We start from the raw sequence: 12,221 nt of genomic DNA, 5'->3' as shown, positions 1-12,221 counted from the left end.
CCGCTACAAGGCACCATCACAGTTCTGACCGTCACGCCCGCCCGACGACGGCCATCCCCTCTGATGTCGTGCAAGGAGCCAGATGACCACCGTCAGCATGCCCGTGCCCGAAGGCGAGCACCAGATCGAGCAAATCGTTCTGGGAGCCGATACACACAAGGACATCCACGTCGCCGCAGTATTGACCGTGACCGGCGGCGTGGTCGCGCACGCCACATTCCCGACGACGACATCGGGCTACCAGCAGCTCGTCGCCTGGGCCCGCTCACTTGGTGAGGTCCAACGCGCGGGAGTCGAAGGCACGGGATCCTACGGGGCGGCATTGGCACGGTATCTGCAAGCCGAGAGGTTCACGGTCCTCGAGGTCAACCGGCCGAACCGGGCAGTCCGACGCCGACGAGGCAAGAACGACGCGATCGACGCGGAGAACGCGGCGCGGGCCGTCCTGGCCGGAGAGGCGAACGCTACCCCGAAGAGTGCCGACGGCCCAGTGGAGATGCTGAGGGTGTTCAAAGTCGCCAAGGACTCGGCGATCAAGGCTCGAACTCAGTCCATCAATCAGCTCAAAGCACTGCTGGTGTCCGCTAACCCCGACCTACGCGATCGCCTAGCAGGACTGTCTGTCCCACGCCTGATCAGCGCATGCGTCGCCCTAGAGTCTGCGACAGCCACCGATACCGCGTCCGTCATGCTCTACACACTCAGACTTTTGGCCGAGAGGATCCAGTACCTCACCACAGAGGTCAACGACTTGTCCAAGCGCATCACGACGGCCGTTGAGACTGCAGCTCCAGTGCTCCTGCAGCAGCCCGGTATCGGCCCTGATAGCGCCGCTGTCCTCCTCATCGCTGCAGGTCGCGCTTGGGTCAAGCACCGTTTGAGCTAGTGCCGCGTCAGACAACGTTTGCCCTATCACCTGGCTCGCCAGACGATGGAGCAAACGTTGCCTGCCGGGCACTGGCTGTCAGAGGGCTCCGGCGTCCCGGGCGGCCCAGACGCTCGGATAGATGGGCCGGAAGCCGAGGTCCCGGCGGATCCGCTGGGTGGACATGATCCCGAACCACGGGTCGGGGTCGGTCCGGGTGTGCATGTCGGCGGGCACCTCGACGCGGTTGAGCTGGTGCAGCTCAACCGCTGTGACGGGTGAGTCGTCGGCGATGTTGTAGATCGGGCTTGTCACCGCCGGTGAGTACAGGAGGCGCATCAGCCCCTGGGCGACATCGACGTGATGAGCCATCTGCAGCCGCTGGGCGGGTGCCCAGTTCGCGGCCCAGCGCAGCGACTGGGCGAGATGCGGGTCTCCGTCGCCGTATACAAAAGGCAGCCGGCCGACGCGCACATCCATTCCGTCCAGCGCCAGCAACTCCCGCTCGGCGGCCGCCTTGGACTCCGGGTAGGCGCCCCACAGCTCGCCGCCGGGCCGGCTCTCGTCGTCCTCGGTCATCGGACGGCCTCGACCAGAGCCGTACACGTTCCCGGTGCTGACCTGCACGAATCGCCGCACACCGGAGGCCAGCGCGGCCCGTCCCAACCCCACCGCCGCATCCCGGTTGACGGCCCACGCCTCCTCGTCCGGCACTCCACGGAAGGACGCGGCGACATTCACGACCGCGTCCACCCCGGCCACCGCCTTGCCGAGGGCCTCCTCGTCCCGCAGATCACCGAGCACGACCTCGGCACCCAGTTCCGCGAACCGCTCCCCGCGCGCCGCGTCGCGTACCAGGACCCGCACCCGCTCCTCCGCCTGGGCCTGCGCCAGCAGCCGCGGCACGAAGCGCCGCCCGACCTGCCCCGTCGTACCCGTCACCAGTGTCAACACGGTGTATCTCCTCACGATCTGATGCCCCACGATCTGGCGCCACCACTGTGGGGTCGGACCGGGACGAACGGGAGAGACCTTCCGATCATGGGACCGTCAGTCCCTGGATCAGCCGGGCGATCGGGGCCACCCTGGAGGGATGAACCGCGCCGAACTCGCCGACTTCCTGCGCCGCGCCCGCACCCGCCTCCACCCCTCAGACGTGGGTCTGGTGGCCGGCCCCCGGCGGCGCACCCTGGGTCTGCGGCGTGAGGAGGTGGCATCGCTGACCGGCATGTCGACCGACTACTACACGCGCCTCGAACAGTCCCGGGGCCCACACCCGTCTCGTCAGATGCTGACGGCGCTGGCCCGCGCCCTGCGTCTTACGGGCGACGAACGGGCCCACCTGTTCCACCTGGCTGACGAGGAGCCGCCACGCCACGAGGTCCCGTCCGGCCACGTCCGCCCCGGCCTCCTCCTCGTCCTGGACCGCCTGTATGACGCGCCCGCCTCGGTGGTCACCGACCTGGGCGATGTCCTGGCGCAGAACGCGCTGTCGAAGGCACTCTCCGGCGACGCCTCGGCCCGCCCGCCGAGGGACCGCAACCTGCTCCGCCGCTACTTCCTCGACCCGACCGCGCGCGAAATCGTCCCTCCGGAAGACCGCGAGGAGCACGCGCGAGTGCACGTGGCGAACCTGCGCGCGGTGGCGGCATCCCGCCCGGCCGACCCCGCGCCCGCCGCCCTGGTTGCCGAATTACGCACAGCCAGTGCCGAGTTCGCGACTCTCTGGGACCAACACGAGGTGGCGGTACGCCGAGCGACCACGAAACGCTTCCGGCACCCCGTGGTCGGCCTTCTGGAACTGGACTGCGAAATCCTCCTCAACGACGAGAACCACCACCTCCTCGTCCTCCACACGGCTCGCCCGGGCACGGAATCCCACGAACGACTCCGACTCCTGCGGGTGGTGGGCCTGCAGGACATGACACCGAGCGGGACCGTCAGGGCGCCGAACGAGCCCTGACGGCACGGACCCGTCTCCCGCGATCGAGCGCACGGTGCCAGTGCCGCGTCAGGCCATGCTTGCCTTTTTGACGATGCGCCGTAGGCGGGGATTGTCGGCGTTGCGGTTTCGCCAGGCGATGTAACGGCGGATCATGCTGCCCTGCTCGCGATGGCTTGCGTGGTCGCGCCCTATCTCTGTGGCAGTCCGGGGACTACCGGCAGGCGGTGCACGCGGCCGCCGTCAAGCTCAACGCCGAGACGCAGAATAGGCGCGGTCGCAAGGACGTGTCCGAGAAGGACCTCTTCCGCCAGGCCTTCACCACCAAGGCGCCGGAGCCGGGCAAGTCTCGGCTGCGCCTCATGGCCGACGACGGGTCGCCCACCTAGAGCAGCCTCCAGGACGGGGCGGCCGCGTACGCAGAGGGCTGCTACAGGGCCATCCGCAACCCGACGAGCCACACCGTGCAGAACGAGCTGCCCGAGGCGGAGGCGCTTGAGCAACTGGCCGCGTTCAGCGTGCTCGCCCGATGGGTCGACGCCGCCAAGGTCGAGACGGTCTGATCGGCCCAGCCCTAGGTGCCTGGCGTACGGTCTCGTGTCTGCGATTGGATCGTGGGGCGCCAGCAGTAGGCTCCTCCCCGCAGCCGCTCAAGTGGGGGAGAGACGATGGCCGAGTCGTACAACTTTCCGGACGACCTCGTTCAGGCGCAGCGTGACTTCCTCGCGGCCGAAGCCCAGGTCAAGGAGATCGTCGACGACGACCTCATGCCATCCTCGATCGACATCGCCAAACAGGAGGCGGTGGTCCCGGAGGACCTCGAGCAGGCGCTGGCTGACGCCCGGGCCGCGCAGATGGATATGACCCTGAGGCTGAACCGCCACGATTGGTCCACGTTCGACAACGCCTCGAACCTTCAACGGTGGGCGCCGTCAAGGAGAGGGTGCGCGCTCGTGCTCGACAGAAACGGCTCCCGCCTCGACCAGACGAGGCGGGGGCCGTCCTCCAATCGTGCGCATCGCAGCCCTTCAGGCTTTGGAGTCGAGCAGATTGGGGCTGAGGGAATGGTCGAAGCCGAGGATCGACAGCACACGATCGACCTGTGGTGTCAGATTCACCAGGGTTATCGTGCCGCCGTCCTTTTCCAGCCGCTCCTTGGCGTGCAGCAACGCCCGGAGGCCTGAGCAATCCATGAAACGTACTCCGCTCATATCCACCTCCAGCCGTGAGACCTGCGCCTCTTGAAGGGCTGCGTCAAGGATGTGCTGTAGGTGATCGGCGGTGGCTATGTCGATCTCGCCGCGCACCCGGACGGTGACCTGTTGGTGAGCGGGCTCGACTGTGACGTTCAGCAACTCCATGATTCACCTCCCAGGTCAGCTGAACGTGACTGCCGGGAATGGCACCTTGATACCAGATTGCAGTTCGGCCTTTAGTATGAGCAGAACCAAGAAAGCGTAATGCCCTTATTGCAGCGTCACGCTGCACCGCGACGGCTACTGGTAGAGGGTCAATAACCGCTACGCGTCCGGCATGGCCCATATGGCGGCCCGCGGGGTGACGACCGGGATCCCGGCGCCCAACGCGAATATTGCCCTGCGGTGGTATCGACCGGGGGCGCTCGTTGAGTCCTATGGAGGTATGGAGCTCGCGCTAGTAGGTGTCTTCGTGATCGTGGTGGTGATCCTGCCCGTGCTCTTGGTTTACATCAACGCGCGCCGTCGTCAGGATTCGCGTCGTTGATGATGGGAGGCAGGGCGGTGAGGGGCGGACCGGGCTGCCCGTGCCGGTCCTGCGCCGTCGCCGGCGCCGTGGCGTGGGACGGCTGCGACGACCCCTGCAGCAGCGAGGGGTGACTAGCAACTATGGCCAGCCCGGACACCGCGATGAGCCGGGTGCGACGTGGGCTCACTGGCTGGTGATCATCCGTTGAGTGTTGCTTTGAGCGCGTAGTCCCAGAGGCGGTCGGCAACGGCCGGGTCGACCGCCCAGTCCGCTACGCCGCCGGTCGCGTCCGGGCCGCCCGGCACTACCCCTTCTTCCTGGTTGTCCAAGAAGTAGCGGCCGGTCACACCGTCGAGCAGCGGCGACGCGGCAAGCAGCACCGAGGTGGCAGCGCCCTGCTCCGGGGTCTTGTAGTAGTCCGGGGTCAGGAGGTTTCCCTCATCGTCCATCGCGCCAAACGCCCGCATGGTTGCATCGTCGAGATGCCGCTGCAGGTTGGTGTGGATGTAGCCGGGGCTCAGCGAATTCGCGGTGACGCCGTCGGCGGCCCAGCGCCGGGCCACGCCGACGACGAGCAGGACTTCGGCCGTCTTCGACTGCCCGTACGCGGCCCATGGGTCGTACGGGCGTCGCTCGAAGTGCGGGTCGTCGAAGTCGAACGGCACGCCCAGATGAGCGCCGGAACTCACCGTGACCACCCGCGCGTCGCCGGCCTGCCGCAGGTTCTCGTGCAGGCCGGTGACCAGCGCGAAATGACCGAGGAAGTTCGTCGCCAGCTGCAGCTCCCAGCCGTTGGTGGCGACCTGGCGGGTGGGCACCGCCATGATCCCGGCGTTCGCGACGATCGCGTGCACCGGCCCGGACCAGCCGGCCACAAACGCGCGCACCGAGCCGAGGTCGCTCAAGTCCAGGGCCCGCTCGCCGCCGGCGGGGTTGCGCGTCGCCACGGTGACCTCGGCCCCCGCGCCCCGCAGAGCCCGGACGGTCTCCAGGCCGATCCCGGAGGCACCGCCGGTGACGATGATCCGTCGCCCAGTGAGGTCGACGCCAGCGAGGACCTCCGCGGCCGTGGTCTTGGCGTTGAACGGAGTGCTGATAAGTGTCATGACCCCTACGGTAGGAACCGGAGTCTGGACGTGGAATGCTGCAGCCTCCGGCATAGTTGCGCGAGCGTCCGGCAAGCCGATCCAGTGGCGCCGGAGCCGGCCGCGATCGTGTTGCCCGTGTGCCGGAGATCATGGAAGTGGAGACCGAGGAAGCCGATCTTCCTTGTGTTCTCGTCCCACTTGGCAGCACGCCGGAAGTTGCTGCGCCGCAGGATGCCACCGCGCGCTCCGGTGTCGGGGAACGGCTCCGCGGAGGAAGCGGTAGGACTTGGCCACCTCGGATGGGCCGACGCCTTTCCCACGAGCGTCGCCCGCCACTCGCGAACCATCGCCGTATCGATCTTGCTCAGCGCGACGTTGCCGAGATGCGGGCCCACGTATCGCCGCAGCAGTCCCGTGTTCTCATCCGCGCTCAGCGTGCCCAACGTCGATGCCGGTGGCGGCGCCTGGATCCGGGCCGGCAAGCGCTGCTGGTGCTGGCCCACCTGCGCGACGGGGATACCTACGCCCGCCTGGCCGCTGGGTTCGGCATCGGCACCACGACAGCCTGGCGCTATGTGCGGGAGTCGGTCGACCTCCTGGCAGCCCTCGCTGACGACTTACACGCTGCCGCCGTCCGAGCTTCTCGACTGGCCTACGCCATCCTCGACGGCACCCTGATCCCAATCGATCGCGTCGCCGACCAAAAGCCCTACTACTCCGGCAAGCACAAACGCCACGGTATGCATATCCAGGTCGTGGCTGACCTCGCCGGCCGGCTCGTCTGGGCCTCGCTGGCCCTGCCAGGGAGAACGCACGACCTGACCGCCCCCCGAACGGTCGGCCTCATCGACGCACTCACCAGCAGCAACATGAAGACGTTCGCCGACAAAGGATACCAAGGGGCCGGCGGCACCATCCGCACCCCGTTCAAACGCCACCGCCACCGGCCACGGCTCTCCCGCGCACAGAAGGAGGTCAACCGCGCCGCTGGCGTCCGTCGACCTCCAGGACGACGCGCTGGCCGCGGGACAGGAGAAGCAGAAAGTCCATGCGGAATCGGAGCAGCGCTTCGGTGCCACGGGCACGGACGGTCTTGGGGTCCCAGTGCAGCCAGACCTCGGGCAGGAGAGCAGGCAGCCCCTGCACATTCGGGCCGTGGATTTCGTGGTAGAGCGTGAACAGGTTCTGTTGGGCCCGGGAGTTCTCCGGCAGGCAGGAGCCGAGCCTGGTGTAGAGGGACTTTTTGGCGGCGTCATCGGTGGGCAGGCTCCGGGTGTCCTTCCACCACGCCTGCAGGTCGCGTCAGAGGATCTCATCGGCGGTGATGGGCCCGAACGAGTCAAGGGGCTCACCGAGATCAGGCACCGGCTCACGACCATGGTCGCGGACCTCCAGGACACCCTGCCCGCCAGCCGGAAGGCCGACGATTCCACCGAGGCCGCCGTGTCCGCCAAGCAGGCCGTGATCCTTGGCGAGCTGCGGCACGCGCTGCTCAAGCCGGAGTATGAACATCCCGATCGGACCGTCCAGGACAAGGTGCTGGCGGCGTTGCAACTCCAGGTCAAGCAGCGCGGCCTCGACAGCGTGGACCAGCAGGACGCCCGGGCCAAATGGGGGATCTCCGACGCCGACTGGTGCGGCGAGTTCGCCTACACCAAGGCCCGCAGCATCGGTCTCGACCCGACCACGGCCAGCGGAGCCGTCAGCTTCCACCAGCACGTCGACCAACTCGAGCGCGTCTTCACCTATCAGGGCGAGCCGACCTGGGTGTGGAATTCGGCCTCGTCCACCTGGCAGACGCTCAAGGATTTCCACACCGGGCGAGGCGCCCCGCGCAAGTACTGGGTCCTGCCCGCCCCAGAAGGCAGCGGCGGCCTGGTCAAACCGCTCGCGGAGGACCGGACGTACAAGGGCTGGTTCACCCAGTTCCATCTGGAGGACTACTACGACGCGCACGGCCGGTTCACCCCGAGACCGGGCGACATCGTGCTCAAGGACAACCACGGCAACGTCCGGCCCGACCACATCACCACCGCGATCTCCTACGACGACGCCGAAAGTCACTGCGCACGGTCGGCGGAAACGAGGGCGGCTACAAGGGCGGTGTCAAACAGTCCGAGGGCGACTACCACCTGGACAAGAACCCTCCGCCCACCGTGGGGCAGAAGGAGGAGCGCATCTACGCGATCGGCCGCTGGTCGGTCGTGGACTTCGAGACCCACGTTTACGCCCACGGCAACCAGCCGAGCCGGCCGCCGGGGCAGGGAGGGCGATAGTCGGGCACGTCCGCGACAGTTGCTCGGCGTTCATGCCGAACTCGCGGCCCAGGCTGGGGGCCGCCGCCCGGCGCGGTGACGCTTGGCGTGAACGCGTCACGGCACTATCACGCCGCCGTATGATCTTGACGCAATTGTCTCTGATGCCCGATTTTCGGAGCGAAGATCCTCGGATCTCGCCGCCGGCGTCTGCCTGGCGGAACCCCCCGGAGAGCAGGAGCAGAACCTTTGCGTACCTGGAGAGGATTGCCACCTCGGCCACGGCCGCGGGCACGTAACGGCGGCCGTCGCGTCGCCCTCCTCGTCACCGTCGTACTCGCCGCACTGACCCTCGGACCGGCTCCATCGTTCGCCGCGACGCCGACGATCGACACCACCCCGAGTGCGTCCCCGAGCGCCGCGGAACAGGCCCAGCCGTTATGCGAGGCGCCGGCCGAGGGCAGGTTCAGCTGCTTCGCGCTGCGCCGTCCCAGCCCGGCCGGGCAGCCGGAGAAGCGGGTGAGCGCGGTGGTCGCGCCTGACGGGTATGGCCCTGCCGACCTGATCGACGCCTACCACCTGCCCGCCGACGGCGGCGCCGGCCAGACCATCGCGATCGTCGACGCCTTCGACGCGCCGACCGCCGAGGCCGACCTGGCGATCTACCGGGCACAGTACGGTCTGCCAGCCTGCACGTCCGAGAGCGGCTGCTTCCGGAAGGTCGACCAGCGAGGTGGCACCGACTACCCGGTGCCGGACGGCGGATGGGCCGGTGAGATCGCGCTCGACCTCGACATGGTCTCCGCCGTCGCGCCGCGCGCGAACCTCCTGCTCGTCGAGGCCGACTCGAACTATCCCGACGACCTCGGAGCCGCGGTCGACCAGGCCGTGGCGATGGGCGCCAAGTTCGTGTCCAACTCCTACGGAACCGACCGCGAATACCCCGATGACGCGACCCTGGACGTGCACTACAACCATCCGGGAGTGGCGATCGTCGCCTCTTCGGGCGACTACGGCTACGGCGTCTCCTATCCGGCGGCGTCGCCGTACGTGACGGCCGTGGGCGGCACGTCGCTGGTGCGCGACTCCAGCGCACGCGGCTGGTCGGAGACGGTCTGGAACTCCACCTGGACCTCCTCGGGAGCCGACCGGTGGGGCGCGCCCGGCTCGGGCTGCTCCGTGTACGGCGCGAAGCCCGGCTTCCAGTCCGACCGGGGCTGCGCCGGCCGTACCGTCGCCGACGTGTCGGCGGTGGCCGACCCGGTCACCGGCGTGGCGGTGTACAACAGCTACTCCGACACCGGCTGGAGCGTCTACGGCGGCACCAGCGCGTCCTCGCCCATCATCGCCGGCGTCTACGCGATCGCGGGCACTCCGGTGCAGGACACCGACGTGAACTCCTACGCCTACGCCAACCCGGGCGGGCTGAACGACGTCGTCAAGGGCGACAACGCCAGTTGCTCGCCGGGGCTGTGCGGCTTCGGCGCCACACCGTCGTGCGACCCCGCGTACCTGTGCGTGGCGGCACCGGCGTACGACGGGCCGACCGGACTCGGCACCCCCAACGGAGCGGCCTCCTTCCGCGGCGGCCCCCACGGGACGATCGCCGGCACGGTGACCGACAAATCGACGAAGGCCCCCATCGCCGGGGCCCTCATCACGTTCGGGGCGTTCCACGCGACATCGGGAACGGACGGCGGCTACCGCCTGTCGATCCCGGCCGGCGGCTACACGGGCACGGTCAGCGCGTACGGCTACAAGCAGGCGGCCGTCACGACGACCACGCTGGAGGACGGGGCCACCGTCACCCGTGACGTCGCGCTCGAACCGCTCCCCTCGCAGGCCGTCTCCGGCGTCGTGACCGACGGCGGCGGGCACGGGTGGCCCATGTACGCCCAGATCAGCGTCGAGGGCGTGCCCGGCGCACCGGTGCACACCGACCCGGCGACCGGCGCCTACCACCTGAAGCTTCCGCAGGGCACCGACTACACGCTCACTGTGACGGCCGGCTACCCCGGCTACCTGCCCGCGACGGAGACGGTGCGGCTCGGAACGAGCCCGGTGACGGCGAACATCGCGGTTCCCGTGGACACGCAGAAGGCGGCGGCGCCGGGCTACACGCTGGCCTACCGCGGCGGAGGCGTGCAGGCCTTCGACGACCGCTCCACTCCCACGGGCTGGACCGTGCGGAACAACAACGACAACGGCGGCTGGCAGTTCGACGACCCGCTCGGCCGGGGCAACCAGACCGGCGGCGGGGGCGGCTTCGCGATCGTCGACGACTTCCATCTCGGCTGGGCCGAGGTCGACACCGAACTGCGCAGCCCGTCCTACGACCTGTCGAAGGAGGAGAACCCGGTCGTCGAATTCGAGACCCACTTCCCGCCCTTCCAGCGCCTCAACACCCCGAAGGCCGACGTCGACGTCAGCACCGACGGCGGCGCCACCTGGACCACCGTGTGGACCGCGCCCGACAGCATGAGCGGCCCCGCGCACGTGTCGGTCCCTCTCGCGGCCTTCGCGGGCCGGTCCGGCGTCCGGCTGCGCTTCCACTACGCGGGCGGCCTCGGCAACGTGTGGGAGATCGACAAGGTCGCCGTGGGCACCCGCACGTTCGGGCCCACACCCGGCGGGCTGGTCGTCGGCCAGGTGACCGACGCGAACACCGGAGGGGGAGTGGTTGGCGCCACGGTGTCGGCGGCGGATTCCCGGGCCGGACATTCCGGGGCCGCGGGTTCCGCCGCGTCTAGGGCGATCAGCGTGGCGACTCCGGACGACCCCGCCCTCGGCGACGGCCTGTACTGGCTGTTCTCGCCGAAGACCGGGAAACAGAAGATCACTGCCGAGAAGGCGGCCTTCCACTACCCGGCTCTGACCAGGCAGGTGAAGGTCTCCAGCGGAGCCACCCGTGCCGACTTCGCGCTGGAGACGGGCCGCCTCACGGCCACCCCGGCGTCCGTGGACACCTCGGTCACCTGGGGGAGCAGGCGCACGGTCGGCTTCACCGTCCGCAACACCGGCACGGGAACGGCCACGTTCACGCTCGGCGAGCGGCCCGGCGTCACTCCGGCGGAGACGGCGGCGGCGACGGGCGCCGCGGCGAACCGGGTGAAGGTCCCGGCCACGCAGGCAACCGTCAGGGGCGGCACCGGCCCCGCCGTACCGGGATCCGGTCGCGCCCACCCGGCGGGAACCGCCTGGCGCCCGGTCGCCGACCTGCCGAAACAGGGCACGGGAATGGTCGCGGGCGTCTACGAAGGGAAACTCTACGCCGGGCTCGGCAACGCGGCGGAGGGCACGACGTTCTCCAACTCCTTCGCCTCCTACGACCAGAAGACCGGTTCGTGGACCACGCTGACCAGCCCCTGGTACCGACGGTGGGCGGCCGCCGGAGCCTTCATCGACGGCCGCTTCTATGTCACGTCCGGCCGCGACAGCATGGGCGGCACCGTCCCCGCCACGGAGGCCTATAACCCGAAGACCGACCGCTGGCAGACCCTCGCGCCCAACCCGGATCCGTACGGCTACTCCGGCGTGGCAGCACTCGACGGCAAGCTGTACCTCGTCGGCGGCTGCCGCCAGGGTGACTACGGGTCCGAGCAGTGTGCCAACAACACCGTGACGGTCTACGACCCCGCGGCCGACAAGTGGAGCAAGGCGGCGCCGTACCCCGCGGGCACCGCCTACCTGTCGTGCGGCGGGATCGACGGCAAGGTCTACTGCGCGGGCGGCGTCGCGACGACCGCCGGCTACGCCTACGACCCGGCCAAGAACGCGTGGTCCCGCATCGCGGACATGCCGCTGGACCTGATGGACTCGGCCTACGCGGTGGCCAACGGACGGCTTCTCGTCTCCACCGGTTACAGCTACGGCCTCGGCGCGGCCACGAACGAGGGGTACGCCTACGACCCCGCGGCCGACGCGTGGAGCCCGCTGCCCAACGCCGACGTGACCGTCTCCGGTGCGGTGGGCGCACCCGGGTTCTACCTGATCGGCGGCACCGATCCCACCACCGGGCAGCCGACGGCCGGTGTGGAGCGGCTGTCCGGATACGACCGGCCGTACGCCGACGTGTCGTGGATGTCGGCCCGGGCCGGCACGACCAGGCTGGGGCCGGGCCGGAGCACCACGGTCAGGGTGACGCTCGACGCCGACCCCCGCACCACCTCGATGCTCACGGACTACTCGGCCGCGGTGACCATCGAGAGCGACACTCCGTACGGGTCGCAGGTCGTGCCGGTGACGATGCGGGTGAAACCGCCCAGGTCATGAGGGCATCTGAACGGGACGGTCCGGGACTTCACGCAGTTCCCTGGGTCCTGACCTGAGCGCGTCCGATCTCGGTG

Annotated in this window: 9 protein-coding genes and 3 pseudogenes; 7 read left to right on the top strand and 5 right to left on the bottom strand. The window is 69.1% G+C overall.

What is annotated here, in order from left to right; translation table 11 throughout:
- Positions 1-82: 82 nt before the first annotated feature.
- A complete protein-coding gene (locus tag Pmi06nite_RS31350; RefSeq protein ID WP_203956783.1) occupies positions 83-886 on the top strand; it encodes an IS110 family transposase in 804 nt (267 codons plus the stop codon).
- A 78-nt stretch (positions 887-964) separates the two neighbouring features.
- Here the strand turns inward: Pmi06nite_RS31350 and Pmi06nite_RS31345 are convergent, their stop codons facing one another.
- Complete coding sequence (locus tag Pmi06nite_RS31345; RefSeq protein WP_203956782.1) at positions 965-1,819, bottom strand: NAD-dependent epimerase/dehydratase family protein; 855 nt, start codon at positions 1,817-1,819, stop codon at positions 965-967.
- 139 nt (positions 1,820-1,958) lie between these two features.
- Between Pmi06nite_RS31345 and Pmi06nite_RS31340 the strand changes: the two genes are divergently transcribed.
- From Pmi06nite_RS31340 to Pmi06nite_RS43235, 3 genes and pseudogenes are all read left to right on the top strand, one after another.
- Complete coding sequence (locus Pmi06nite_RS31340) at positions 1,959-2,828, top strand: helix-turn-helix transcriptional regulator (protein WP_203956781.1); 870 nt, start codon at positions 1,959-1,961, stop codon at positions 2,826-2,828.
- A gap of 206 nt (positions 2,829-3,034) precedes the next feature.
- Positions 3,035-3,370 (top strand): annotated as a pseudogene (locus tag Pmi06nite_RS42200) (TIGR02391 family protein).
- 105 nt (positions 3,371-3,475) lie between these two features.
- Positions 3,476-3,637 (top strand): annotated as a pseudogene (locus Pmi06nite_RS43235) (hypothetical protein); the annotation flags it as partial.
- A gap of 198 nt (positions 3,638-3,835) precedes the next feature.
- On the opposite strand, the gene Pmi06nite_RS31320 reads toward Pmi06nite_RS43235, so the two are convergent.
- The 3 genes from Pmi06nite_RS31320 to Pmi06nite_RS31310 form a co-directional block, all read right to left on the bottom strand.
- A complete protein-coding gene (locus tag Pmi06nite_RS31320; RefSeq protein WP_203956778.1) occupies positions 3,836-4,168 on the bottom strand; it encodes an STAS domain-containing protein in 333 nt (110 codons plus the stop codon).
- 347 nt (positions 4,169-4,515) lie between these two features.
- Positions 4,516-4,719: a hypothetical protein gene (locus Pmi06nite_RS31315; RefSeq protein WP_203956777.1), complete on the bottom strand. Its 204-nt coding sequence runs from the start codon at positions 4,717-4,719 to the stop codon at positions 4,516-4,518.
- Between the two features lie 10 nt (positions 4,720-4,729).
- Positions 4,730-5,638, bottom strand: coding sequence for an SDR family NAD(P)-dependent oxidoreductase (locus tag Pmi06nite_RS31310; protein WP_203956776.1), 909 nt, complete (start codon positions 5,636-5,638; stop codon positions 4,730-4,732).
- 365 nt (positions 5,639-6,003) lie between these two features.
- Between Pmi06nite_RS31310 and Pmi06nite_RS31305 the strand changes: the two are divergent.
- A pseudogene (locus Pmi06nite_RS31305) lies at positions 6,004-6,639 on the top strand (transposase family protein); the annotation flags it as partial.
- On the opposite strand, the gene Pmi06nite_RS31300 reads toward Pmi06nite_RS31305, so the two are convergent.
- Positions 6,596-6,766: a hypothetical protein gene (locus tag Pmi06nite_RS31300; RefSeq protein ID WP_203956908.1), complete on the bottom strand. Its 171-nt coding sequence runs from the start codon at positions 6,764-6,766 to the stop codon at positions 6,596-6,598. The pseudogene Pmi06nite_RS31305 and the gene Pmi06nite_RS31300 sit on opposite strands and share 44 nt — an antisense overlap.
- Positions 6,767-6,997: 231 nt before the next feature.
- Here Pmi06nite_RS31300 and Pmi06nite_RS31295 point away from each other — a divergent pair, with 231 nt between their 5' ends.
- Both Pmi06nite_RS31295 and Pmi06nite_RS31290 read left to right on the top strand, forming a co-directional pair.
- Positions 6,998-7,975: a hypothetical protein gene (locus Pmi06nite_RS31295; RefSeq protein ID WP_203956775.1), complete on the top strand. Its 978-nt coding sequence runs from the start codon at positions 6,998-7,000 to the stop codon at positions 7,973-7,975.
- A gap of 167 nt (positions 7,976-8,142) precedes the next feature.
- Positions 8,143-12,147 carry a carboxypeptidase regulatory-like domain-containing protein gene (locus tag Pmi06nite_RS31290; protein ID WP_203956774.1) on the top strand — a complete coding sequence of 1,335 codons (4,005 nt, stop codon included), beginning with the start codon at positions 8,143-8,145 and terminating at the stop codon, positions 12,145-12,147.
- The last annotated feature ends 74 nt before the right edge of the window (positions 12,148-12,221 follow it).

The sequence above is a fragment of the Planotetraspora mira genome (assembly GCF_016863275.1).
Taxonomy (GTDB): Bacteria; Actinomycetota; Actinomycetes; order Streptosporangiales; family Streptosporangiaceae; genus Planotetraspora; species Planotetraspora mira.
This window is presented reverse-complemented; position numbering and strand designations above follow the sequence as displayed.

Bases quoted from the DNA above. Each gene is read 5' to 3' on its own strand.
- Pmi06nite_RS31310 (WP_203956776.1), bottom strand. From the start codon at position 5,638: ATGACACTTATCAGCACTCCGTTCAACGCCAAGACCACGGCCGCGGAG.
- Pmi06nite_RS31350 (WP_203956783.1), top strand. From the start codon at position 83: ATGACCACCGTCAGCATGCCCGTGCCCGAAGGCGAGCACCAGATCGAG.
- Pmi06nite_RS31320 (WP_203956778.1), bottom strand. From the start codon at position 4,168: ATGGAGTTGCTGAACGTCACAGTCGAGCCCGCTCACCAACAGGTCACC.
- Pmi06nite_RS31295 (WP_203956775.1), top strand. From the start codon at position 6,998: ATGGTCGCGGACCTCCAGGACACCCTGCCCGCCAGCCGGAAGGCCGAC.
- Pmi06nite_RS31340 (WP_203956781.1), top strand. From the start codon at position 1,959: ATGAACCGCGCCGAACTCGCCGACTTCCTGCGCCGCGCCCGCACCCGC.